The 24,043-nt window shown below is 58.7% G+C and carries 26 protein-coding genes; 21 read left to right on the top strand and 5 right to left on the bottom strand.

The window, feature by feature from the left end; all coding sequences use genetic code 11:
- The first annotated feature begins 77 nt into the window (after positions 1–77).
- The 15 genes from acuI (at position 78) to ACRZ95_RS01255 (ending at position 13,631) form a co-directional block, all read left to right on the top strand.
- A complete protein-coding gene (acuI, locus tag ACRZ95_RS01325; protein ID WP_170487026.1) occupies positions 78–1,073 on the top strand; it encodes an acryloyl-CoA reductase in 996 nt (331 codons plus the stop codon).
- Between the two features lie 167 nt (positions 1,074–1,240).
- Positions 1,241–1,804 (top strand): ribosome recycling factor, encoded by a 564-nt coding sequence (gene frr, locus ACRZ95_RS01320; RefSeq protein ID WP_170373774.1) that lies wholly within the window; start codon positions 1,241–1,243, stop codon positions 1,802–1,804.
- 10 nt (positions 1,805–1,814) lie between these two features.
- Positions 1,815–2,546, top strand: a complete 732-nt coding sequence (locus ACRZ95_RS01315; protein ID WP_170676096.1) for an isoprenyl transferase — start codon at positions 1,815–1,817, stop codon at positions 2,544–2,546.
- Positions 2,543–3,325: a phosphatidate cytidylyltransferase gene (locus ACRZ95_RS01310; RefSeq protein WP_170676095.1), complete on the top strand. Its 783-nt coding sequence runs from the start codon at positions 2,543–2,545 to the stop codon at positions 3,323–3,325. Before ACRZ95_RS01315 ends, ACRZ95_RS01310 begins: the two co-directional genes overlap by 4 nt.
- The gene (gene dxr / locus ACRZ95_RS01305) at positions 3,325–4,497 is read left to right on the top strand and encodes a 1-deoxy-D-xylulose-5-phosphate reductoisomerase (RefSeq protein ID WP_170676094.1); all 1,173 of its coding nucleotides are present in this window, start codon (positions 3,325–3,327) and stop codon (positions 4,495–4,497) included. The genes ACRZ95_RS01310 and dxr overlap by 1 nt, the downstream gene beginning before the upstream one ends.
- A 4-nt stretch (positions 4,498–4,501) precedes the next feature.
- Positions 4,502–5,854 carry an RIP metalloprotease RseP gene (gene rseP / locus ACRZ95_RS01300; protein WP_170676093.1) on the top strand — a complete coding sequence of 451 codons (1,353 nt, stop codon included), beginning with the start codon at positions 4,502–4,504 and terminating at the stop codon, positions 5,852–5,854.
- 79 nt (positions 5,855–5,933) lie between these two features.
- Positions 5,934–6,062, top strand: coding sequence for a hypothetical protein (locus ACRZ95_RS01295; RefSeq protein ID WP_419737989.1), 129 nt, complete (start codon positions 5,934–5,936; stop codon positions 6,060–6,062).
- Between the two features lie 169 nt (positions 6,063–6,231).
- A complete protein-coding gene (gene bamA, locus ACRZ95_RS01290) occupies positions 6,232–8,550 on the top strand; it encodes an outer membrane protein assembly factor BamA (protein WP_480554402.1) in 2,319 nt (772 codons plus the stop codon).
- 72 nt (positions 8,551–8,622) lie between these two features.
- Positions 8,623–9,141: an OmpH/Skp family outer membrane protein gene (locus ACRZ95_RS01285; protein ID WP_480554400.1), complete on the top strand. Its 519-nt coding sequence runs from the start codon at positions 8,623–8,625 to the stop codon at positions 9,139–9,141.
- A gap of 75 nt (positions 9,142–9,216) precedes the next feature.
- On the top strand, positions 9,217–9,690 hold the full coding sequence (fabZ, locus tag ACRZ95_RS01280; RefSeq protein ID WP_170665096.1) for a 3-hydroxyacyl-ACP dehydratase FabZ: 474 nt from the start codon (positions 9,217–9,219) through the stop codon (positions 9,688–9,690).
- On the top strand, positions 9,687–10,472 hold the full coding sequence (lpxA, locus tag ACRZ95_RS01275; protein WP_170676092.1) for an acyl-ACP--UDP-N-acetylglucosamine O-acyltransferase: 786 nt from the start codon (positions 9,687–9,689) through the stop codon (positions 10,470–10,472). Before fabZ ends, lpxA begins: the two co-directional genes overlap by 4 nt.
- 4 nt (positions 10,473–10,476) lie before the next feature.
- A complete protein-coding gene (locus ACRZ95_RS01270) occupies positions 10,477–11,271 on the top strand; it encodes a UDP-2,3-diacylglucosamine diphosphatase LpxI domain-containing protein (RefSeq protein ID WP_170676091.1) in 795 nt (264 codons plus the stop codon).
- On the top strand, positions 11,271–12,437 hold the full coding sequence (gene lpxB / locus ACRZ95_RS01265) for a lipid-A-disaccharide synthase (RefSeq protein ID WP_170676090.1): 1,167 nt from the start codon (positions 11,271–11,273) through the stop codon (positions 12,435–12,437). The genes ACRZ95_RS01270 and lpxB overlap by 1 nt, the downstream gene beginning before the upstream one ends.
- Complete coding sequence (locus ACRZ95_RS01260) at positions 12,430–13,005, top strand: hypothetical protein (protein WP_170676089.1); 576 nt, start codon at positions 12,430–12,432, stop codon at positions 13,003–13,005. Before lpxB ends, ACRZ95_RS01260 begins: the two co-directional genes overlap by 8 nt.
- 80 nt (positions 13,006–13,085) lie before the next feature.
- Positions 13,086–13,631, top strand: a complete 546-nt coding sequence (locus tag ACRZ95_RS01255) for a carboxymuconolactone decarboxylase family protein (RefSeq protein ID WP_170676088.1) — start codon at positions 13,086–13,088, stop codon at positions 13,629–13,631.
- On the opposite strand, the gene mnmA is transcribed toward ACRZ95_RS01255, so the two are convergent.
- Positions 13,628–14,773 (bottom strand): tRNA 2-thiouridine(34) synthase MnmA, encoded by a 1,146-nt coding sequence (gene mnmA / locus ACRZ95_RS01250; RefSeq protein WP_170676087.1) that lies wholly within the window; start codon positions 14,771–14,773, stop codon positions 13,628–13,630. The genes ACRZ95_RS01255 and mnmA overlap by 4 nt on opposite strands.
- A gap of 128 nt (positions 14,774–14,901) precedes the next feature.
- Between mnmA and sciP the strand changes: the two genes are divergently transcribed.
- The 5 genes from sciP to ACRZ95_RS01225 all read left to right on the top strand — a co-directional run bounded on the left by sciP (position 14,902) and on the right by ACRZ95_RS01225 (position 20,697).
- Positions 14,902–15,195 (top strand): CtrA inhibitor SciP, encoded by a 294-nt coding sequence (gene sciP, locus ACRZ95_RS01245; protein WP_170466867.1) that lies wholly within the window; start codon positions 14,902–14,904, stop codon positions 15,193–15,195.
- Between the two features lie 84 nt (positions 15,196–15,279).
- Positions 15,280–15,996, top strand: a complete 717-nt coding sequence (gene ctrA / locus ACRZ95_RS01240) for a response regulator transcription factor CtrA (RefSeq protein ID WP_170466869.1) — start codon at positions 15,280–15,282, stop codon at positions 15,994–15,996.
- A gap of 125 nt (positions 15,997–16,121) precedes the next feature.
- Positions 16,122–18,374 (top strand): NAD-dependent DNA ligase LigA, encoded by a 2,253-nt coding sequence (gene ligA, locus ACRZ95_RS01235; protein WP_170676086.1) that lies wholly within the window; start codon positions 16,122–16,124, stop codon positions 18,372–18,374.
- A complete protein-coding gene (gene recG, locus ACRZ95_RS01230; protein ID WP_170676085.1) occupies positions 18,371–20,461 on the top strand; it encodes an ATP-dependent DNA helicase RecG in 2,091 nt (696 codons plus the stop codon). The genes ligA and recG overlap by 4 nt, the downstream gene beginning before the upstream one ends.
- Before the next feature lie 113 nt (positions 20,462–20,574).
- Positions 20,575–20,697, top strand: a complete 123-nt coding sequence (locus ACRZ95_RS01225) for a hypothetical protein (RefSeq protein ID WP_256439826.1) — start codon at positions 20,575–20,577, stop codon at positions 20,695–20,697.
- A 186-nt stretch (positions 20,698–20,883) separates the two neighbouring features.
- On the opposite strand, the gene ACRZ95_RS01220 is transcribed toward ACRZ95_RS01225, so the two are convergent.
- On the bottom strand, positions 20,884–21,522 hold the full coding sequence (locus ACRZ95_RS01220; protein ID WP_170373756.1) for a MarC family protein: 639 nt from the start codon (positions 21,520–21,522) through the stop codon (positions 20,884–20,886).
- 59 nt (positions 21,523–21,581) lie between these two features.
- Positions 21,582–22,034 (bottom strand): iron-sulfur cluster assembly scaffold protein, encoded by a 453-nt coding sequence (locus ACRZ95_RS01215; protein ID WP_170638675.1) that lies wholly within the window; start codon positions 22,032–22,034, stop codon positions 21,582–21,584.
- 48 nt (positions 22,035–22,082) lie between these two features.
- Between ACRZ95_RS01215 and hisI the strand changes: the two genes are divergently transcribed.
- A complete protein-coding gene (gene hisI / locus ACRZ95_RS01210; protein WP_170548634.1) occupies positions 22,083–22,472 on the top strand; it encodes a phosphoribosyl-AMP cyclohydrolase in 390 nt (129 codons plus the stop codon).
- Between the two features lie 55 nt (positions 22,473–22,527).
- On the opposite strand, the gene gluQRS is transcribed toward hisI, so the two are convergent.
- Both gluQRS and ACRZ95_RS01200 read right to left on the bottom strand, forming a co-directional pair.
- Positions 22,528–23,400 carry a tRNA glutamyl-Q(34) synthetase GluQRS gene (gluQRS, locus tag ACRZ95_RS01205; RefSeq protein WP_170676084.1) on the bottom strand — a complete coding sequence of 291 codons (873 nt, stop codon included), beginning with the start codon at positions 23,398–23,400 and terminating at the stop codon, positions 22,528–22,530.
- Between the two features lie 14 nt (positions 23,401–23,414).
- Positions 23,415–24,011 carry a class I SAM-dependent DNA methyltransferase gene (locus ACRZ95_RS01200; RefSeq protein ID WP_480554396.1) on the bottom strand — a complete coding sequence of 199 codons (597 nt, stop codon included), beginning with the start codon at positions 24,009–24,011 and terminating at the stop codon, positions 23,415–23,417.
- Between the last annotated feature and the right edge of the window lie 32 nt (positions 24,012–24,043).

The raw sequence follows: 24,043 nt of genomic DNA, 5'->3' as shown, positions 1-24,043 counted from the left end.
TCGCTGCGCGATTCCCCCGAGATATTTTGGGCCAGGTGAAGGATTGGGCTGGCCGCCAAAAATGAAAGGATAGCAATATGTTCAATGCTTTGGTTATGGAAAAGGATGAAGAAAGCGGTTTGGCCAGCCCCTCGGTCAAGCAGCTCTCGCTGGAGGATCTGCCTGACGGAGAGGTAACGGTTGCTGTTGAGTATTCGACGGTGAACTACAAGGACGGTTTGTGCCTGTCGGCCAAGGGTGGTGGTCTGGTTCGGAACTATCCGCACATTCCCGGTATCGACTATGCCGGAACGGTCGAGGCGTCTTCGGATGACCGTTACAAGCCCGGTGACAAGGTGGTTCTAACCGGCTGGCGTGTTGGTGAGGCCCATTGGGGCGGATATTCGCAAAAGGCTAACGCTCGGGCCGATTGGTTGGTGCCCTTGCCGGATGGTCTGGACGCTCGGCAGGCGATGGCCGTTGGAACAGCCGGGTTTACGGCCATGTTGGCGGTGATGGCTCTGGAGGATCACGGGTTGACGCCGGATCGTGGGCCTGTGTTGGTGACTGGTGCTGCAGGCGGCGTTGGGTCGGTGGCGACGGCCATTCTGGGCAAGTTGGGCTATGAGGTCGCAGCTGTGACCGGACGTCCCGAGACCGGCGACTACCTGAAATCGCTTGGCGCCACGACCATCGTGCCGCGTGAAGAGCTGAACGAAACCACGAAACGCCCGCTTGAAAGCGAAACCTGGGCGGGCTGTGTCGATGCAGTTGGCGGTGACATGCTGGCGCGTGTTCTAGGGCAGATGAAGTATGGCTGCTCGGTCGCCGCGGTTGGGCTTGCTGGCGGTGCGGGGTTGCCTGCAACAGTGATTCCCTTCCTGCTGCGCGGTGTGAACCTTCTGGGGATCGATAGCGTGATGCAGCCCTATGACAACCGCCTGCGGGCTTGGCAGCGCATCGCGACCGACCTGCCGATGGACAAGCTGGAGGCTATGGTGCATCCGGCCGCTCTGTCCGATTTACCGCAGCTGGGTGCGGATATTCTGAAAGGTCAGGTCAAGGGCCGCGTCGTTGTCGACGTAAACGCCTGATTAAAAAATTAGCCGGGGCAGAACTGCCCTGGCTTAACCTTCTGGGCGGCAAAAGGACCGAAACAGTTCTGGTCATTGCCACAATTCATGCTCATGATTGCTATACATCCCAAATGCGATGGCTTAAGACCCATCCAAACAGCACTTGAAGACGGGGAGTGAGCAGCATGTCTGACGACTTCGAACTGGACACCGACGATCTGAAACGCCGCATGGACGGCGCGATGTCCAATCTCAAAACTGAATTTGCCTCTCTGCGCACCGGGCGGGCCTCGGCCTCGATGCTGGAGCCGGTGATGGTGGATGCCTATGGCTCGATGACACCGATCAACCAGGTTGGCACGGTCAATGTGCCTGAACCTCGGATGGTGACGGTGAATGTCTGGGACAAGGGCCTTGTGGGCAAGGTTGAAAAGGCGATCCGTGAAAGCGGGCTGGGCATCAACCCGCAGCTGAACGGCACGATCATCATGCTGCCGATCCCGGAACTGAACGAAGAGCGCCGCCGCGAGTTGGGCAAAGTTGCCGGGCAATATGCCGAAAGCGCGCGGGTTTCGATCCGTAACGTGCGCCGGGACGGTATGGATCAGATCAAGAAAGCGAAATCGGACGGAATGTCCGAAGATGACCAGAAGTTCTGGGAGAGCGAAGTTCAGGATCTGACCGACACGATGATCAAAGCTGTTGATGCCGCGCTTGAGACCAAGCAGTCGGAAATCATGCAGGTCTGAGCCGGTACTGATGCCCAAAGATCCCCATACGGACGTGCAGACTGGCCCAAAGCATGTCGCAATTATCATGGATGGCAATGGTCGGTGGGCGCAGGCGCGTGGCCGCCCTCGGCTTTTTGGTCACCACGCAGGTGCGCGGCGCGTACGTGAGGTGGTCGAGGCCTGTCCGGGGTTGGGCATCAAATACCTAACCGTTTTTGCGTTTTCGACGGAAAACTGGAAGCGGACTCAGGTCGAAGTGGCTGGCCTCATGAGCCTGTTTCGGCGCTACATCATCAAGGAAACCCGCACTCTGGCCGAGAACGGCATTCGCGTACGCTTTATCGGCGATCGGGTCCGCTTGGATGCCAAGCTGATCGATCTGATGGATTCGCTGGAAGAGGCGACGAAGGACAACGATTTGGTCCATTTGACCGTTGCGTTGAACTATGGCGGCCGAGATGAGGTGGCGCGGGCCACGAAACGTCTTGCACGGGATGTGGCCGAAGGGCAGCTAAAGCCCGAGGATGTGGATGAAGAGACCCTCCCCAAGTATCTGGATACGCGCGTTCTTCCTGATCCCGATCTTGTCATTCGCACCAGCGGAGAGGCGCGGATTTCGAACTTTCTCCTCTGGCAGTCCGCCTATTCCGAGTACGAATTTATCGACACCCTCTGGCCGGATTTCACCGCAGCCGAGTTGGAGCGTCTATGCCGGAACTACGGCTCGCGCGAGCGGCGTTTCGGAGCGGTTCTGGCATGAGCGAAGGCCGATGGTCTGATCTGACAGCACGGATTCTGTCCGCAGTCGTTTTGGTCGCAATTGGCGCCGTTGAGGTCTGGCTGGGCGGGTTGTGGTTTGAAAGCTTCATCGCGGTTGCCTGCGGTTTGATGACCTGGGAACTGGTACGCATGATCGAACCGCAGCGCGGCGGCATGGCCGTGCAGCTCGGTATCCTGTCCGGGGTTGCGGTGATTATCAGCTATCACGTGCCGCCACTCTACAAGCTACCGTTTCTGGTGGCTCCGGCGCTGGTCGGTGCTGGGCAAGTCACCCGTTCGCGCGGGTTGTACTTTCTGTTTGCCTTGTGGATTGCAGGCGCTGGTCTGGGCTTCATCTCCATCCGTGAAAACATGGGCTTCGGCTGGATGGTCTGGCTGATCGCGGTTGTCGTGGCCACGGATGTTGCCGGGTATTTCGTGGGCAAGGCCATTGGTGGCCCGAAATTCTGGCCCAAGGTCAGCCCCAAGAAGACATGGTCGGGCACGGCAGGTGGTTGGGTCGCGGCGGGCCTGATTGGCGCGGGTTTCGCAATGCATGGCGGGTTCGGGGTACCGTTCGTTCTGGTCTCGGTTCTGGCGTCCATGGCCAGCCAGGCGGGCGATATCTGTGAAAGCGCGGTCAAACGGAAATTCGGCGTCAAAGACAGCTCGAACCTCATACCGGGGCATGGCGGGTTTCTCGACCGATTTGACGGCATGATGGGCGCGGCTTTGTTTGTGCTGATCGCAGGGCTGGTTTACGCACCCGGAGCGATGTGATGCGCAAGGTCTCGATCCTTGGGGCGACCGGATCCATTGGTCAGAATGCGATTGACCTCATTGCGCGGGATATCGAAGCCTATGACGTGGTCGCCCTGACAGGTGGCGCGAATATCCAGCAACTGGCCGAGGATGCGAAGCGGCTTGGCGCACAACTCGCGGTCACCGCGTTTGAGGATCGGCTACATGACCTGCGCGATGCGTTGCAGGGCAGCGGGATTGAGGTGGCGGCGGGTCAGCGCGCGATCGTTGAGGCCGCCGCGCGCCCCGCGGACTGGGTGCTTTCCGCGATCGTTGGCGCCGCCGGTCTGGCCCCCGGAATTGAGGCGCTAAAACAGGGGGCAACGCTGGCGCTTGCCAATAAAGAAACTTTAGTCTGTGCGGGCGCCCTGGTTTTGCAGACGGCCCGCGAGAACGATGCGCGTGTGCTGCCTGTTGACAGTGAGCATTCGGCAGTATTTCAGGCTTTGGTCGGTGAGGATATGGACGCGGTCGAACGCGTGATCATCACTGCAAGCGGCGGGGCGTTCCGGGATTGGCCGCTCGAGGATCTGGCGTCCGCGACCGTTACGCAGGCCTCCAAACATCCGAACTGGGACATGGGGCAGCGGATCACGATTGATAGTGCATCCATGTTCAATAAAGCGCTCGAAGTCATTGAAACCCGGGAATTCTTTGGCTTCGACCCCGCTCAGATCGAGGTTTTGGTACATCCCGAATCCATTGTGCATGCGATGGTCGGGTTTCGGGACGGGGCGCTGATGGCACATCTGGGTCCACCGGATATGCGGCATGCAATTGGCTATGCTCTGCACTGGCCCGAACGGCGCGATCTGCCGGTTGAGCGGTTGGATCTGGCGCAGCTCAGCCAGTTGCGCTTTTCCCATCCCGACCTGAACCGTTATCCCGCGCTGAAACTGGCCCGAGACGTGATGGCGCGTGGAGGTCTGTCCGGGGCGGTTTTTAACGCGGCGAAAGAGCGCGCGCTGGATCACTTCATCGCAGGCCAAATCGGATTCACGACCATGGCGGATGTCGTCTCATGCGTTCTGGACCGATTTGATGCCGAAGATGGCCTTATTAACGCCCCTTTGACCCTTGATAACGTACAGCAAACGGACCATCTCGCACGGAAGTGGGCGGATGAAGCCGTGATCAAACGAGCAGGATAGAGTTTTGGACGTACTTTCGCTGATCCCTCAGTTCGGAAATTTGCTCTGGACGATTGTGGCCTTTGTGATTGCCTTGTCCGCGATCGTCGCGGTTCACGAATACGGGCACTACATCGTCGGCCGCTGGTCCGGTATTCATGCCGAGGTGTTCTCGATCGGGTTCGGCCCTGTTCTGTGGAGCCGCGTGGATAAACGCGGCACGCGATGGCAGATCGCGCTGTTGCCGTTTGGTGGATATGTGAAGTTCCTTGGCGATGCCAATGCGGCCTCGGGCAAGGATGAAGACGCGATGGATGACATCGCGCAGCAACAGCCGGAATATCTGCGCCATACAATGCACGGCGCACCCTTGTGGGCGCGAACGGCCACTGTGGCGGCGGGGCCGGTGTTCAATTTCGTCATGTCCATTCTGGTCTTTGGCCTGATCTTCTGGTCTCAGGGCGTCACGCGTGAGCCGCTGACGGTTGGCGAACTGAAGCCGCTGCCGGGAACAGAGCAGGGGCTGCGGGAGGGCGATGAGATTCTGGCCATTGCCGGGATTGAAGTCCCTGATTTCGATGAAGAAGGCGCCTGGAGTGATTTCACGGACGCGCTGCCGGTCGAGCCGGTGCTGGATTATAGGGTCCTGCGCGACGGCGAAACGTTGGATGTCTCAGCCCCGTGGCTGTTCCCGCCGCTGATTCAGCAGGTCACACCGCGCAGTGCGGCGTTTGATATTCAGCTGGAAGGGGGCGACGTCATTACTTCGGTCGATGGAGATCCAATTTTTGCCTTCGAGCAGCTGAAAGAACATGTCGAAGGCTCGGACGGTCGGGTGTTGTTGCTGAACGTCTGGCGTGACGGGGCCGAGCTTGAATTCGCGCTTGCTCCGCGCCGGACCGATGAACCGAAGCCAGATGGCGGGTTCGTCACCCATTGGCGGATCGGGATCGTTGGCGGCATGATGCTGCAACCCGCGACCGAGCCCGCGGGGCTTTGGGATTCGCTGGTTGGTGGCGTGGGTCAGACCGGGCGCATCATCGAAGGTTCTTTGTCCGGCATGTGGCACATGATTACCGGTGCGATCAGCACCTGTAACATCTCGGGTCCGATCGGTATCGCCGAGACCTCAGGCGCTATGGCCAGCCAAGGCGCTCAGAACTTCATCTTCTTCATCGCGGTGCTGTCAACGGCCGTGGGTCTTCTGAACCTGTTCCCGATCCCGGCGTTGGACGGAGGGCACCTCGTCTTCTACGCCTATGAGGCGGTCTCGGGCAAACCGCCCAGCGACAAAGCCCTGCGGATTTTGATGACCCTCGGGATTGCGGTCGTTCTCAGCCTCATGGTCTTCTCGGTCAGTAACGATCTATTTTGCTGATTGTGGCGCAAGCGGCGCAATTGCGCCGCATTGATGCCTCATTTCGAAGGTAGAAAATAGCCGCTGAAATGAGGCGGCCATGACCAAAGCTATTCAAAAATCCTATCAGAGTGTCAGCGTCCTGTTTGTTCTGAACTGGGATGTGCTTTTGTGCTTTGGTCTGACGGCGCTGGCGCTTGCTGGCGGCGCTTATCTCGCCGGTCTCTGATTCCCCAAAAACCTTAGAAGAATGCGTGTCAGGTGACCTATCGTCGCCCCGATGGTTTTGGAGTTTTGACAAGCGCATTCAATCTCGTTACTCAGCATTAAGTCCTAAATTTTTGGGTAGAGAAAAAATGGCTGACGGGCGAGGCGCGGGTATATCCTGCGGAGGGCAGATGACAACAAACAAGATTTTGTGGCGCACACGATCATTTCTTTTTCTTACTGCGGCAATGGGTTTACTGGCTTTGCCGCATGCAGCGCAGGCGCAAAACTTTACCATCAACTCCTTCGAGGTTGAGGGGAACCGGCGCATCGAGACAGGTACAATCATCCAACGGACGGGAATCGAACCCGGGCAGACGGTTTCGGCCGGTCAGTTGAACGACGCCTATCAGCGTGTGCTTGACAGTGGTGTTTTTGAAACAGTCGAATTGACACCTCGAGGCACGACTCTGGTGATCGAGGTGCAGGAATACCCTACGATCAACCAGATCAGCATCGAAGGGAATCGCCGCGTCAAAGATGACCTTTTGCTGGATGTGATCTCGTCCGAGCCGCGCCGTGTTTTCACTCCGCAGGCAGCCGAGGCGGACGCCGATCTGATTGCCGAAGTCTATTCCGCCCAAGGTCGTGTTTCGGCAACCGTAATTCCGCGCGTAATCCGCCGAAACGACAACCGCGTCGATCTGGTGTTCGAAGTTGCAGAAGGTACCACGATCGAGGTTGAACGTGTCAGCTTCGTCGGCAACCGTGCCTTCTCGGACCGCCGCCTGCGTCGCGTGCTTGAGACCAAACAGGCGACCTTCCTGCGGACGTTCTTCCGCAACGATACGTTCATCGGGGACCGGATCGAGTTCGACAAACAGGTCATCCGGGATTTCTACCTGTCACGTGGTTATGTCGACTTCCGTGTGAACAGTGCCAATGTTGAATTCACCCGCGAGCGGGATGCTTTCTTCTTGGTCATGAATATCACCGAAGGGCAGAAGTTCTCGTTCGGCAGAATCACGACCGTAAGCGAGATCCCGGGTGTGGATCCGTCGATCTATCAGGATGCTCTGAAGATCAAACCGGGCGTGACCTATTCGCCGACCCTGATCGAGAACTCGATTGCGCGTCAGGAGCGGTTGGGTGTTAAGCAGGGCGTGGATTTCCTGCGGGTCGAACCGCGCGTAACACGCAACCCGCGTGATCTGACGCTGGATGTGGAATTCGTCCTCAGCCGTGGGCCACGGATTTTCGTGGAACGGATTGATATCGAGGGCAACACAACAACGCTGGACCGGGTGATCCGTCGTCAGTTCGACACCGTGGAAGGCGACCCGTTCAACCCACGTGAAATCCGTCAAGCGGCTGAGCGGATCAACGCACTAGGTTTCTTTGCCAACGCAGAGGTCGAGCCGCGCGAAGGGTCTTCGCCAAGCCAGGTGATCCTGGATGTGGATGTCGAGGAACAGCCTACCGGCTCGCTGAGCCTTGGTGGTAGCTACTCGGTTTCGGATGGTTTCGGTGTTGCAATCGGCCTGAATGAATCGAACTTTCTGGGCCGGGGGCAGAACCTTGGTCTGACCATCTCGACTGCTCAGGACTCCGAGCAATACTCGCTAAGCTTTACTGAGCCGTACCTTTTGGGCCGCAAACTGCGTTTTGACCTGGGTCTTGGTGTCGCGACGACGAACTCCAGCTTTGCCAGCTACGATACGGACCGGTTGTTCTTTAACCCTCAGCTGACCTATGCGATCGGCGAACTGTCGGCCCTGCGTGTGCGCTATGGCTGGGAACGCTCGGAAATGACCCAGCAGGACAACGAGACGAACGGTGCGGTCATCACATCGGAGATCGCACAGGGTGAGCGGGTCAACAGCAGCTTTGGCCTGACCTATGTCTATGACAGCCGTATCGGCGGTCTGAACCCGAATGCGGGTGTGCTGTTCGAACTTGGTTTCGATGCAGCCGGTCTGGGTGGCGACAACAAGTACTTCAAGACCACAGCGCGCACGATCGCGCAAACCCGTGTATGGAACGAAGAGGTCGTTCTGCGCGCGACACTTGAGGCCGGTGCGCTTCACTGGTCGGGGAATGACTTCAGCCGTACCATCGACCGTTTCGTTCTGGGGCCGAACACGTTCCGTGGGTTTGAACCTGCCGGTCTTGGCCCGCGTGATCTATCCAACGGGCAGGACGACGCTATCGGAGGCAACTACTACTGGGTGGCGCGGTTCGAAAGCGACTTCCCTTTGGGACTGCCGGAAGAACTGGGTCTGCGGGGCGGTTTGTTCTACGACGTCGGCAACCTTTACAACATCAATGACGTAAACACCGCAGGTGCAAATATTGTGGGTGCGGATGGCTCTATTCGTCACGTCATCGGTGTATCGGTTCTGTGGGAAACTCCGTTCGGCCCGCTGCGCTTCAACTTCTCGAAAGCGTTGAAGAAGGAAGACTTCGACAAGGAACAGAATTTCGACCTGACCGTTCAGGCTCGGTTTTGATCCGGCATGTTGTTGCGAATATTTAGACGCGCATGGGGCCCGGTTCGGGCCCTTTGCCTTTTGCTGGGCCTTGTGCTTGCATCCCAAACAGCGGCGCAGCAATTGGGCGTGCGTGATCCGCTGGTCCTGACCATCTCAAGCGACCGGTTGTTTGCGGATTCGGCGTTCGGCCAGCGCGTGTTACGCGAGATCGAATCCGAAGGCGCGCAGCTCGCGGAAGAGAATGAGCGGATCGTCGCGGAACTCAGCAGCGAAGAGAAAGACCTAACGCAGAAGCGCGCCGAGTTGGCCCCAGAGGATTTCCGCCCTCTTGCGCAGGCCTTCGACGAAAAGGTGCAATCGCATCGCGAAGGCCAGCGCGCCAAACTGGACGCTTTGGCCCGGCGTAGCGAAGAAAGCCGCCAAACGTTTTACGCCTTGGCGCAGCCCGTTCTGATCGAACTTATGCGCGAGACGGGGGCCGCGGTAGTGCTGGAACGCGCAAATGTATTCCTCAGCGCCGACACCTCCGACATTACCGATGATGCGATTGCCCGCATCAATGCCGCAATTGGCGATGGAACCGGCCTGCAGGACGGCACAGGCGAATAGGTTCGCTTGCCCTCGGGGGCCGGTATTGCTAACCACGCGGAAACTGACACATCCAAATAACGGGACGAGTGAACGATGACGACGGAAACCAAAAGCGCCGACATTCAGCTGATTCAGCGGATATTGCCGCATCGCTATCCGTTTCTGCTGGTCGATAAGGTGGTCGACATCAACGGCTATCAATCGGCCCGTGGCATCAAGAATGTCACCATGAACGAGCCTCATTTCCAGGGCCACTTCCCTGGAACGCCGATCATGCCGGGCGTCACCATTGTCGAGGCGATGGCGCAGACCTCGGGCGTGATGCTGGGCGTTGGCATGGATGTCATTGATACCGAGCTGCTGATCTATTTCATGAGCATCGACAAATGCAAATTCCGCCGCAAAGTAGTGCCGGGTGACGTGCTGGAAATGCATGTTGAAACCCTGCGCGGCAAGAAGGGCGGCAAGCTGTTCAAGTTCAATGGACGCGCCACCGTCGACGGTGAGGTCGCAGCCGAAGCTGAATTCTCGGCCTATGTCGATTGGGACATGGAAAAAACGACATGACCGGTATTCACCCAAGCGCAATCATCGAAAAGGGTGCGCAGATCGGTCAGGACTGTGTGATTGGTCCGTTCTGCTACGTGGGCCCTCAGGTCAAACTGGGCGACCGGGTCGAGCTGAAGACGCATGTGGTCGTCACAGGTGATACCTCGGTCGGCGACGATACTGTCATCTTCAACTTCTCGGTGATCGGTGAGATCCCGCAGGATCTGAAATTCGGCGGCGAGAATACGCGGCTTGAGATCGGCCAGCGCAACCGCATCCGCGAGCATGTGACCATCAACACGGGCACCGAAGGCGGTGGTGGTGTGACTCGGATCGGTGACGATTGCTTGTTCATGGCCGGAGTTCACGTGGCCCATGACGTTCAGATCGGCAACCGCGTGATCATGGTGAACCATGCGGGCGCGGCGGGGCATTGTATCGTCGAAGATGACGTAATCGTTGGCGGTATCTCTGGCCTGCACCAGTGGGTCCGCGTCGGTCGCGGTGCCATCATCGGTGCGCTGACCATGGTGCCCAATGACGTTATTCCCTACGGTCTGGTGCAAGCGCCGCGTGGCGAGTTGGATGGGTTGAACCTTGTCGGCCTTAAACGGCGCGGTGTGTCGCGTGAGGATATCTCGGCACTGCGGGCGGCGTTCAAGGAACTGTCCAGCGGCGAGGGGACCTTTCAGGAACGCGCCCATCGCGCAGGCAAGGACACCGACAGTGAATTTGTTCAACGCATTGTCGAGTTCGTCACCGGTCAATCAGATCGCTCGTTCCTGACGCCGAGGAAATAACTAAATGCTTGCTTTGATCGCAGGGACGGGTGTTCTGCCAGACGCTGTCGTGGACGCTCTGCCAGACCGTCCGTTGGTCTGCGCGATGGAGGGGTTCGAGCCTGAGAACTTGACGGCGGATGTCGTTTTCCGACTGGAGCAGCTCGGCAGCTTTCTTGCGGATCTCAAAGCGCGCGGCGTGACGCAAATCTGCATGGCGGGTGCGGTGCAGCGGCCTAAAGTCGATCCAGCGCGGATTGATGCCGCAACGATGCCTTTGGTGCCGATCATTCAAAAGGCGATGATGTCGGGTGATGATGGCGCTTTGCGCGCTGTGATCGGTATCTTTGAAGATGCGGGCCTGGTCGTCAAAGCCGCGCATGAGATCGCACCTGATCTGCTGCCTCCGCTGGGATGCCTGACCGAGGCGCACCCGTCCGAGGGTGATCTGGCAGATGCCGACCGCGCCGCAGGTATTCTGCGCGCGATGGGCAGCGCCGATATCGGTCAGGCCTGTGCCGTCTCCAAAGGCCAGGCTCTGGCGGTTGAGAGCATTTTTGGCACAGCCTGGATGTTGCAATCCCTAACCCAGCGCCCGGATGCGGGCGGCGGGGTTCTGTTCAAAGGTCCGAAACCCGATCAGGATCGGCGCGTTGATCTGCCTGCCATTGGCCCGGAATCCGTTACCGATGCGGTGGCCGCGGGTCTCACGGGCATCGTTATCGAAAAAGGTGGCGTGATGGTGCTGCGACGGGATCACGTGATCGCGGAGTGCAACCGCCTTGGCCTGTTCCTCTATGTGCGCGAGCGGGTCGTCTGATGCGCGTTTTTCTGGTCGCCGGGGAACCTTCGGGCGATCGGCTGGGCGGCGCGTTGATGGAGGGCCTAAAGGCGCTGGTCCCTGACGTCGCGTTTGACGGGGTTGGCGGGCCGTTGATGCAGGCGCAGGGTCTGAACAGCCGCTTTCCCATGTCCGAACTCAGCGTCATGGGCCTGGTTGAGGTGCTGCCCAAGTTCTTCCACCTCAAACGCCGGATATCTGAGACGGCGCAGGCGGTATTGGACACCCAACCAGATGTTCTGATAACCATCGACAGCCCGGATTTTTCGTTGCGAGTGGCCAAACTGGTCAAGGCGAGCAGCGACATTCGCACTGTTCACTATGTCGCCCCCAGCGTCTGGGCCTGGCGCCCGGGTCGAGCGGACAAGATGGCGAAGGTGATCGATCACGTTCTGGCTCTGCTTCCTTTCGAGCCGCCCTACATGGAGCGCGCGGGGATGGAGTGCGATTTTGTCGGCCATCCGGTCGCCAGCGAACCGCAGGCGACGGAGGCGGATATCAAGGCCTTTCGTGATGCCTATGATCTGGGGGATGCGCCGCTGTTGCTGGCCCTGCCGGGGTCGCGCCGGGGCGAGGTCGACCGGCTTGCACCTGTCTTTGGCGAGGCGCTCTCGCTCTACCTGAAAACCCGCCCCGAAACGCGGGTTGTTGTGCCAGCGGTGGCCCATATGGTCGACACCGTGACCGATCATTTGCGCAACTGGCCCGGATCGCCAGTGGTTGTTGATCCACGTGATCTGCCCTCGGATCAGGCGGTGACGCAAAAGCGGGCGGCCTTTGCGGCGGCGGATCTGGCATTGGCCGCGTCAGGGACTGTGTCACTGGAGTTGGCGGCGCAGGCCACGCCGATGGTGATTGCCTATAACCTCAACTGGCTGACAACTCTGATCGCAAAGCGGATGGTGCATCTGGACACGGCGACGCTGGTCAATCTGGTCTCGGACACGCGGACAGTGCCAGAGTGTCTGCTGGACGATTGCCAGCCCGACCGGATCGCCGAAGCCCTGGAACGTGTTGCAGCGCAGCCGGAGGCCCAGCGTGAGGCCATGGCGGTCACGATGGATCGTCTGGGCCGCGGTGGTGAGGCGCCGGGCCTACGCGCCGCCAAGGCCGTTTTGGCCGGGATGGCCAAAGCTGATGCTTGAGTATCTTCTCTTTTCGATCTCGGCCGGGGTTGTGATGGTGTCGACCAATCTCGACAATCTGGCCGTGTTGTTGGGGCTGATGCTGGTGATGGATCACCGCCGCTCGCTTGTGGGGTTCGCCGTCGCGCATGGGCTTGTCCTGTGCCTGTCATTAGCCGTGGCAACAGGCCTAAGCCAGAGCGGCTTGCCAGAGTGGATCGGGTATCTTGGGATCGTTCCATTGGCACTTGGCCTGCGCGGTATCTGGCACCAGATTTCAGGTGTTGAGCAAACAGACGACACGCCAAAGGGCGCTGTGACCTCGGTTGTGACACTGTTTCTCAGCCTGTCCGTCGATACATTCGCCGTGATGACACCCTTGCTGGCAGATTCCAGTCCTGCGTTCCGGCTGGCGGCTCTGATTGGTGCGGGCTGTGCCTCGGCAAGTTTGGCAGCCGTTGCTGCCTGGGGCGCGCCTCATGCGCAGAAACTGGGTCCACGCGTCACTCGGCTAGAAAAGATCGCGCCCTATATCATGGTCTGCGTCGGTCTCTACATTCTGCTGAACTCGCCGACGGATATACTCTAATCTGTGTCGCTGTTGTGAATGAAGCAGCGTTGCAGTTGGACCTGCAGCTTGCGATATCTTGCGGCAGAAGGAGAGCCTCGATGACCCGTATTCCCGCCTTGACCGACGATGACATGACACCGGCCGCGCGAGCCGCGCATGCGGAATTGGGCGCATATGGGCCGTTCGACAATTGGGCGCGGGTGGCGGCGCATTGCCCGCCGGTTCTGGAACATGTCAGCGGGATGCTCACCACCTTGCGCGCGCAGGCGACCCTTCCGCGCCGCGCGTTGGAGCTGGCGATGGTTACGGTATCCAAGCTGAATGCCTGTGACTATTGCGTGTCGCATCACGCGCCCTTGCTGACCGTGGCAGGTCTCAGCGCAGAAGGTGTCGCACGGCTGCCGGAGGTCGAAGATCACCCCGAGCTGGACGCCTGTGACAAGGCGGTGGTCCGTTATGCCGAAGCGGTGACCACCCGCTCAGGCCGGATGCGCGACGCGGAGGTCGCAGACCTGAAAGAGTGGTTCACTGACGCGCAGATCGTTGAACTGACATGGCGCATTGCCCTGTGCGGGGCCTTCAACCGGTTCAACGACGCCCTTCAAATTCAGATCGAACCCGAGGTTACGCCGGTCTCGGCCTAGTAGCCGCGCCAAATCCAGCCGCCACCAAAAATGCGGCTGCTGTTTGGGTCGTAGAACACGCAGGCCTGACCGGGAGAGATGCCTTCTTCGGGTGTCAGCAATTCGACCTCGGCTGTGGTGTCAGACAATGGTCGAATGATCGCCTCGCGCGGGGGACGGGTTGATCGCACTTTGACCGACACATGCCATTCGTCGCGTGACGTGAAGGGTTCATCGCCCAGCCAGTTGATCTCGCGCACGGGAACGGTTCGCGTGGCCAGCATCTCTTTCGGGCCGACAACGACCTGCTTCTTGTCGACATCCAGTTTCACCACGTAAAGCGGCTCGCTCAGGCCTCCGATACCCAACCCGCGGCGCTGTCCGATCGTGTAGTGGATCACGCCGTTATGCTGCGCCAGAACGCGGCCGTCGGCATGGACAATCTCACCGGATTCGGCAGCACCGGGGCGCAGCTTTTCGATGACGCTGGCATAGTTGCCATTGGGCACGAAACAGATGTCCTGACTGTCGGGCTTGTCCGCTACGGCCAATCCGTATTGCGCCGCCATTTCGCGGGTCGCATCCTTCGAGGGCAGGTGGCCCAGAGGGAAGCGCAGGAAATCCAGCTGCTCGGGCGTGGTCGAGAATAGGAAGTAGGACTGATCTCGGTTCGCATCCTCGGCACTGTGCAGCTCCGGCCCATTGGGTCCCATCTTCCGCTGGATATAGTGGCCGGTCGCCATGCAATCAGCTTCCAGGTCTTTCGCCGTTTCAAGCAGGTCTTTGAACTTCACCCGCTCATTGCAGCGAATGCAGGGCACCGGGGTCGCGCCCGCCAGATAGCTATCGGCGAATTCGTCAATCACCGCGTCCTTGAAGACGTTCTCATAATCCAGAACGTAGTGCGGGAACCCACGCTCTTCGGCCACACGGCGCGCGTCATGGATGTCGATTCCGGCACAGCACGCGCCTTTTTTGGCCAGCGCAGCACCGTGGTCGTAAAGCTGCAACGTCACGCCCACGACATCATAGCCCTGATCCGCCAGATACGCGGCCACGACGGAGCTGTCGACGCCGCCCGACATAGCAACCACCACCCGCGTTTCCGAGGGCGGTTTGGCAAAGCCAAGCGAATTGAGTTGGGTCTCGGCGGCGAGGGCCATGGCGATTCCAGTCCGGGTTAAGAAAGACCGGCAGAATATAGGAAAATTCTACACACTCTCAAGGGGCGGTTTCACGCAGCATTAAGTAGGCTGGTGTCAACTTTGTCGCAGCAGAAAAGGGTTGAGAGATGTATTTGCACAAAGTTGAAGGTCCGCGGTCTGTAACCCTGCCGGATGGCACGATTTTGTCGCAGGCCGACCTGCCTCCGCCGGACACGCGGCGCTGGGTGGCGTCGCGCAAGATCCTTGTCGTGCGCGGGGTACTTTATGGCCTGATCACCTTGTCCGAGGCCAAGAAACGCTACGGCATCAGCGATGAGGAATTCAACATCTGGGTCTCTGCCGTGGCAGAGCATGGCGTTGATGCACTGAAAGTTACCGCGCTAAAAAAATATCGACAACCTAAAGGCGAAAGTGAATAAATGATTCAACGGTAACGCAAGATTAACCATTCTTGGTCAGGTTTATTTTTAGTTGGAAGTTTTGACCCGAATTGGAGCAGTGAAATGAGAATACTTCTTGTCGAGGATGATCCTACCACGTCCAAAAGCATTGAATTGATGCTGACTCATGCCAACCTGAATGTGTATGCGACGGACCTTGGGGAAGAGGGGATCGACCTGGCGAAGCTCTATGATTACGATCTCATTCTTTTGGACCTGAACCTGCCGGATATGAATGGGCATGAGGTTCTGCGCCAATTGCGCATTGCTCGGGTGGAAACGCCAATTTTGATCCTGTCCGGTGCCGATGACACCGAAAGCAAAATTAAGGGCTTTGGGTTTGGAGCAGACGATTATCTGACCAAACCGTTCCATCGCGAAGAACTGGTGGCCCGTATCCACGCCATCATTCGCCGCTCAAAAGGCCATTCGCAATCGGTGATTCACACCGGTCGTGTTGCGGTCAATCTGGATGCAAAAACCGTCGAGGTTGATGGTCAGACGGTGCATCTGACCGGCAAGGAATATCAGATGCTCGAACTGTTGAGCTTGCGAAAGGGCACAACCCTTACGAAAGAGATGTTCCTCAACCATCTCTACGGTGGCATGGATGAACCCGAGTTGAAGATCATCGACGTGTTTATCTGCAAGCTGCGCAAGAAGCTCAGCAACGCAACGGGCGGTGACAACTACATCGAAACCGTATGGGGGCGCGGCTACGTTTTGCGTGACCCGCAAAGCAACTCCCTCGACGAGACGCGGATGGCGGTCAACGCCTGACGTTCGAAGACATTTGCCCCCTATGGTCCAGAGGGTGGCATTTCCACTCACGGCTCAGCACATCTGGACCTAGCCATGACCTCGCCCTATCACTGAGGTCCAGAATAAAGTGACAGGGCGAGGCCATGAGCATTTCTATCTCGATAGCAGACCTGACAGAGGCTGAGGCACGCGCCGAACTCGCGCGTCTTGCAGACCTGCTGTCGCGGGCCAACAGGCTGTATCACGGGGAAGACGCGCCCGAGATTTCGGATGCCGAATACGATGCGCTGAAACGGCGAAATATCGAAATAGAGGAGAAATTTCCGCATCTAAAACGCTCTGACAGTCCAAGTGATCAAGTTGGCGCGCGACCGGCGGACGGCTTTTCCAAAGTCACGCATGCACAGCGCATGATGTCATTGGGCAATGCCTTTGATGATGAGGATGTTGCAGATTTCGACCGCTCGATTCGCAAATATCTCGGCCTTTCTGCGGACGCGCCTTTGGCCTATACGGCTGAGCCCAAGATCGATGGGCTTTCATTGTCCCTGCGGTATGAGCAGGGAAAACTGGTCCAAGCCGCCACGCGGGGCGATGGAGAAGTGGGAGAGAATGTGACGGCGAATGCCCGAACGATCTCGGATATCCCACATACTATCGCAGGCGCCCCCGATATTCTGGAGGTGCGCGGTGAGGTCTACATGTCTCACGCGGATTTCGGAGCGCTCAACCAACGTCAGGCTGAGGCTGGCGGCAAACCCTTTGCCAACCCCAGAAATGCTGCAGCCGGTTCGTTGCGACAGTTGGATGCCGAAATCACGCGCGCGCGACCGCTGAAGTTCTTTGCCTACGCGTGGGGAGAGCTGTCGGCCCCTCTGGCGGAGACGCAAGATGGGGCGATTGAGCGTCTGAAAAGCTTTGGGTTCTCGACCAATCCGCTGACACGTTTGTGCAAGACAACTCAGGACATGTTGGCGCACTACCGGTCGATCGAAGAACAGCGCGCGACGCTGGGTTATGATATCGATGGTGTGGTCTACAAAGTGGATGACCTTGGCCTGCAAGCCCGTCTCGGGTTTCGATCGACGACACCCAGATGGGCCATCGCGCATAAATTTCCCGCTGAACTGGCCTGGACCCGGCTTGAAGCGATTGACATTCAGGTCGGCCGCACCGGCGCGCTCAGCCCTGTTGCGCGTTTGCATCCGGTCACAGTTGGCGGAGTTGTGGTTTCGAATGCAACGCTGCACAACGAAGACTATATCGCCGGGCGCGATGCCAAGGGGGGCACCATCCGGGATGGCAAGGACATCCGCGAGGGGGATTGGGTGCAGGTCTACCGCGCCGGGGATGTGATCCCTAAAATCGCCGATGTCGACCTGTCGAAACGGCCTGAAGATGCGGTTCCTTATGAGTTCCCGCGCACGTGTGGGAAGTGTGGAAGTGCGGCGGTGCGCGAAGAAGGTGACGCGGTGCGGCGCTGTACGGGCGGTATGATCTGCCCGGCGCAAGCCGTTGAGAAGTTAAAGCATTTCGTGTCTCGTAAAGCCTTCGATATCGAAGGCTTGGGCGCAAAACAGATCGAGATGTTCTATGAAGATCCCGTCCTGCCGATCAAAACGCCTGCCGATATCTTCAATCTGCAAGAGCGGGACTCAAGTGCTCTGTCCCGTTTGAAAAATCGCGAAGGATGGGGGGACACCTCGGCCAGTAATCTGTTTGCGGCCATAGATGAAAAACGGACTATTCCCTTTGCGCGATTGCTGTTTGGCCTTGGCATCCGCCATGTAGGTGAGGTCGTCGCGCGTGATCTTGCGCTGCATTACCGCGACTGGGAGGCAATGTCCCAAGCGGTCGATGCCGCGCGGTCGGCGGCGCTTGCGTATCGCGCCGCGGATCAAGCGGAAGAGGCTGAACGGGTGGCCGCAGCCTCTCAAGGACGCCGGGCACGGATCAAGGAAAGCCGCACCGCCGCCATCGCGGAATTGTCCGTCCCCGAGGAGGCCTCGGCCGCGTGGTCGGATCTGATTGCGGTTGACGGCATCGGCGCGACGGTTGGTCTGGCCCTGTCCGACGCCTTCGCCAATGTTGAGGAGCGACAGGCCTTTGATGCGCTCAAGGCGCATTTGACTGTCGTGCCGCCTGATGCGCCCGCCGCAGAAAGCCCGGTGGCGGGCAAGACCGTGGTTTTCACCGGCACGCTGGAAAAGATGACACGTGCCGAAGCCAAGGCGCGGGCCGAGGCGTTGGGGGCCAAAGTCTCAGGGTCGGTTAGTAAGAAAACCGATATTTTGGTTGCGGGGCCGGGCGCTGGTTCGAAGGCCAAAAAGGCGGCAGAGCTGGGGATCGAAACCCTGGATGAGGATGGCTGGTTGCAGCTGATCGACGGCGCATGAGCGGACGGCCAGAATCCTTGTTTCCCCTGTTTGCAGGGGTTGAAACCTTAGAGGGGGTCGGCCCGAAGACTGCTCAGGCGATGGCGCAGGCCGGGATGGAAAGCCCGCGCGACGTTCTTTTCGGCTTGCCCTATGCCGTGATTGATCAACGCAGGCGCGACACGATCCAAGGGGTTGATCTGCCGTCGACGTTGACGGTTGAGGTGACGGTCGGCCCGCATCGCCCATCTCGGAACAGGGGCGGCGCGTATCGGGTCCATGTCGAGGACAGTCAGGCCGATTTCCAACTGGTGTTCTTTCACGCGCGTGGCGACTACCTGAAGAAAGTCCTGCCGGAGGGATCGCGCCGTGTGATCTCGGGCAAGTTGGAGCTGTTCGACGGCATGGCGCAGATGGTGCATCCCGATCATATGCTGCCGGTAGAACAAGCCTCGGAAATACCGGAGTTTGAACCAGTCTATCATTTGACGCAGGGGATCACGCAAAAGACCATGTTTAAGGCCGTCCGTAGCGCTTTGACGCGTGCACCAGACCTGGCCGAATGGGCTGATCCGGCGCAGATCAGCAGTCAGAACTGGCCCTCATGGCACGCGGCAATTCAGGCCGCACACAACCCTCAAGGCGCGGATGACGTGGCCTCATTCGCCCCGGCGCGCGAGCGTTTGGCCTATGATGAGCTGCTGGCGCATCAGTTGACGCTGGCTCTGGCGCGGCAACGGGAACGCAAAGCACGCGGGATTGTCAGCGTTGGCACGGGCGCGTTGCAATCAAAGGTTCTGGCGAGCCTGCCGTACCGGCCAACTGGTGCGCAGACACGGGCGATAGATGAAATCGCGGGCGATATGGCCTCGGAATCGCGCATGAACCGGCTGCTTCAGGGTGACGTGGGCGCAGGAAAAACTCTGGTGGCGTTTATGGCTCTGCTAGTCGCGGTCGAGGCCGGAGGGCAGGGGGCCATGATGGCTCCGACCGAGATTCTGGCGCGCCAGCATCTCGAGGGGTTACGCCCTTTGGCGGAAGAGGCTGGCGTTGTGTTGGAAATCCTGACCGGACGCGACAAGGGGGCAGAGCGGCGGGCCAAGCTGGCTGCTTTGGAGGCTGGCGATATTCAGATTCTCGTGGGCACCCATGCAGTGTTCCAGGGTGATGTGGCATTCAAGGCCTTGCGTCTGGCGATTGTCGACGAACAGCATCGCTTTGGCGTACGCCAACGGATGGAGCTTTCGGAAAAAGGGCAGGGTGCCGATGTTCTGGTCATGACGGCCACGCCGATTCCGCGCAGTCTCGCTTTGGCGCAATATGGCGATATGGATGTCTCGGTTCTGGACGAAAAACCGCCGGGGCGAAAACCGATCAAGACCGCGATTGTAAGCACGGGACGGATGGAAGAAGTCGTCGCCCATCTGCGCCGCGCCATTGAGGAAGGGCGGCAGTGTTACTGGGTCTGTCCGCTGGTCGACGAATCCGAGGTCTCCGACCTGACAGCGGCGGAAGAGCGGTTCAAACGGCTGCGCGCTATCTTGGGCGAGGGCACCGTTGGTTTGGTCCACGGGCAGATGCCGCCTGCCGAAAAAGATGCCGCCATGACCGCTTTCCAGACAGGTGAAACCAAGGTTCTGGTGGCGACGACTGTGATCGAGGTCGGCGTAAACGTCCCCAATGCCTCGATCATGGTGATCGAACGGGCTGAGATTTTTGGTCTGGCTCAACTGCACCAGTTGCGCGGACGCGTTGGCCGAGGGGATGCGGATTCGACCTGTCTTCTGATGTATCAGGCACCTCTCAGTGAGGGCGGCCGCAAACGGTTGGAGGTCCTGCGTGAGACCGAGGATGGCTTTCGCATTTCTGAGACCGATCTACAGATGCGCGGTGCGGGAGATCTGATTGGAACCGCCCAGTCGGGCCTGCCGAAGTTTCGTATTGCGGATCTGGAACGGCAGGCAGGATTGATGGCCGTGGCCCAGACCGATGCGCGGGCCTTGCTGAATACCGATCCCAAACTGACCTCGGACCGGGGAAAGGCCGCGCGTGTTCTGCTTTGGCTGATGAAACAGGATCAGGCGATCCGTTTGATTTCAGTAGGTTAGTACCAAAGTATCCATAAAGTTCGCAAATGTTCTCAAAAAGTTCTTTACCGACTCGGGGAAATATGAGAACAAAAGGTCAACAAAGGATTAAATCCCTGACCCGGAGGTGACCCATGCTGACCCAGATCAAGACCGTAATCACGCGCTCGCACTCGACCATCCTGCAGGATGCTGCGGGTGTTGCGTCTCTGGTCGTTATGCTGATGGTGGCTCTTCACCTTCCGGTTGGTTTCTAACCCTTTTTTGCCTGCGATCTCGTGCCGAATAGCCCGCGCCTGTCATCCCCAGTGAAATCAAGGGTGACCTGCCTGTCCCAAACCCCTTGAGGGGCCATGCCTCGGCCCCGCGCGGTGTCCCGGACCCCACACGAGAAACGCATTGCCTGCCGCCGCCCTTCCCGCCCGGAAGGAGCGGCGGTTTTTTTATAGCTGACCGGTTTTGATGATTTCCAACATGGCCGACAGAACGGAATTCACCGCGACCGAGGCCAGGATCATCCCCATCACCCGGCTGATGATTGCCGCGCCGGAATGGCCGATCAGGCGTATGATCGGTTCAGCCAACAGCATCAGAATAAAGGCGATAAGCACGACCGACAGCATGACCAACGCAGTAATCCCCTGGTCGGCGGCGCTGTAGCGGTGGTTGTCGGTCAGGATCACGATCGCTAGCATCGCACCGGGTGACGCCAGGGATGGTACAGCCAGAGGGAAGATCGCTGGGTTGTGCTTATGGACCTTATCTTCCTTGTCGTCTTCGGCGGCGCGTTGTTCGATCTCCTGTTTACTTTCGCCAAAGATCATTGTCAGCGCGAACAGGAACAGGATGATCCCTCCGGCAACCTGGAACGAGTTCAACCCGATATCCAGCGCCTCGATGAGCAATTGTCCGAAGACGAGGAAGAACAGCAGCACGCCGGCACTGATCAACGACGCGAGCATCGCCGTTTTGCGCCGTGCAGCGGCTTCGAGGCCCGCAGTGACGGCGATGAAAACAGGAATTGTGCCGATCGGGTCAATGACAACCCACAACGTCACGAAGTGTTCGAGCAGGTTGTTCAAGCCCATTCCTCCACCGAAGTTTGGGTGAAATTAAACAGGTTTGGTTTAGAACGCCAAGCTTAGGCGCAGTTCGACTGTTCGGCTTGTTCCATCGCTTCAGCTGTTGCCTCAAGCGCCAGCATGATTGAGGCATGGCGGTTTTTGTATTCACGGGCGGGGATCAGAACCTCAAGCCCGTCAAACGGGGCATCCGGGGCGGGGCCATCCTTTTTTAGCATGGTCTTCAGCTGATCGCGGGCGGTTTCAACTTGCGCCCGCGTGGCCCCAACCACGGCGTCACCCACCACCGAAGCGGCCGCTTGACCGAGGGCGCAGGCTTTGACGTCCTGCGCAAATTCAACAACGCGACCGTCTTTCATCGTCACGTCAACGGTTACGGTTGATCCGCAAAGCGGCGAGCGTTTCTTGACCGTCGCATCAGGCTGATCCAGCCGATCAAGATGCGGGATATCAGCCGCCAGCGCCAGAATGCGCCCGGAGTACAGCTTAATCAGGTCGTTCTCGCCGCTCATGGCTTTCCCTCGTTCCGTGTTCCCCATACATAGTGGTCAGCCCTCGGGATGCAAAAGGTTTTTGTCATGTCTGACACAGTCACGTTCGATCCATCGGATCTGAAATATAATGAAGCCGGGTTGATCCCCGCAATTGCGCAGGATCACGCCTCGGGTGAGGTGTTGATGATGGCCTGGATGAACCAGCAAGCGGTTGAGCGCACGCTGGAGACGCGGCGCGTAACCTACTGGTCGCGCTCGCGCCAGGCGTTCTGGATTAAGGGCGAGACGTCCGGGCATATTCAGGAACTGGTCGATTTCCGCTTTGATTGCGACCGTGATTGCATCTTGGTCGTGATCCGTCAGACCGGCGCGGCGTGTCATACCAACCGCCGGTCGTGCTTCTACACGGCCGTGCGCGACGGTGAAGAAGTCGAGTTGATGAAGCCGATGGAGTGAGTGGCGCAGATGTCGCCACCTTCGGTCTGAGTATTTTTGAAAAGACAATGCGGGGTCAGAGGTTGACCATGGCGCGGATGTCCTGAGGGCTTGCGCCTTCGGCCCTGTATTTTGCGATGGCGCGGGCGTCGTCTCGTTTGGCGAGGCGTTTGCCGTTCGGGTCGCGGATCAAGCGGTGGTGCAGGTATTCGGGCGTGGGTAAGCCCAGCAGAGCCTGCAATAAGACGTGAATACGCGTTGCCTCGAACAGATCCTGACCGCGAATGACGCGGGTGATCCCCTGTGCCGCATCGTCGAGGACCACGGACAGGTGGTAGGAGGTGCCCATACCTCGGCGGGACAGGACAACATCACCGATCGTTGTTTCCAGTTCGGTTTTGTCGAAGGAAATCCGTCCGGTTTCTCCGTTTGGGCCAGTGGCCAATTCGAGAAAACTGCTGCTTCCATGTGACAGAGCGGATTGCGCCGCCATGGCCATATCAAGCCTCAGGGGCGTGTCTTTAGGTCGTTCCTTGCTGTTTCGGCTGGCTTTATGCCGACAGGTGCCGGGATAGATGATCCCATCCGGCCCGTGCAGAGGTGCCCCTTCCTGCGGGGCGCTGGCCGCTGCGGCGATATCCTTGCGATTGCAGGTACAAGGATACAAAAGACCTTTCGACCATAGGGTATCGAGGGCCTGTTCATAGATCTGCATGCGCTCGGATTGCCTCATAACGGGTGTCGGCCATCTGAGGCCCAGCCATTCGAGATCTGCATAGATCTGATCCACCCACTTCGGTCGCGCGCGGGACTGGTCGATATCCTCGATCCGCAGCAGGAATGTGCCGCCTTCGCAGGCAGCCATGTCACTGGCCAGCATCGCCGAATAGGCGTGACCAAGATGCAGAGGACCTGTAGGGGAAGGCGCAAAGCGAGTCGTAAAAGTCACGTCTTTTCAAGTATTTACACGTCAGATTTCATGTTCATTCCGGGCAGATGAGGCCCGTATTCCTTAAACAGCAGGCGCGCGGCACCCATGTCCAACCAGTCGTTCAGGCGTGAAGTATAAGAGTAGTCCGCAAGTGAATGATCGTTATAAGAAAATGCCAGCAGACCATCCTTGGGCAACGCGTGCATGAGGAGGTCCAGAGTTTCAGGCGGTGCTGCTCCGGCACCGATCACTCCGATGGCTGAAATGGTTGAGTAAGCGCCGTGTTCAATGGGTTCGGGATCCGATATATCAAAGCCGATCAGCGATCGATAGACGTTCTTCGCTTTGGCCTCCTCAAGCATATTGGGCGTGGGGTCCATTCCGTCGATCACTTCAAACCCGACTGAGCGCAGCGCAACACCGGACAACCCCGTTCCACAGCCATAGTCGAGAATGGGCGTTTGTGCCTCAGGCCTCTTGGACCACAGCGCTTTAGCAACCCGACCCGGGGTGGCATATCCCTGTTCCGCCACAGAATCCTCATAGGTTGCGGCCCATTTCTGGTAATGCGCTTGGGTGTCCTGCGGAGATTTCGATCCGTATGTGTCCTTGAAAAACTTGTCACTCATAGCCGCATGTTAAGCCGCTGGGTCCGCTATCG

The sequence above is a fragment of the Ruegeria sp. AI3 genome (assembly GCF_056541245.1).
This window is presented reverse-complemented; position numbering and strand designations above follow the sequence as displayed.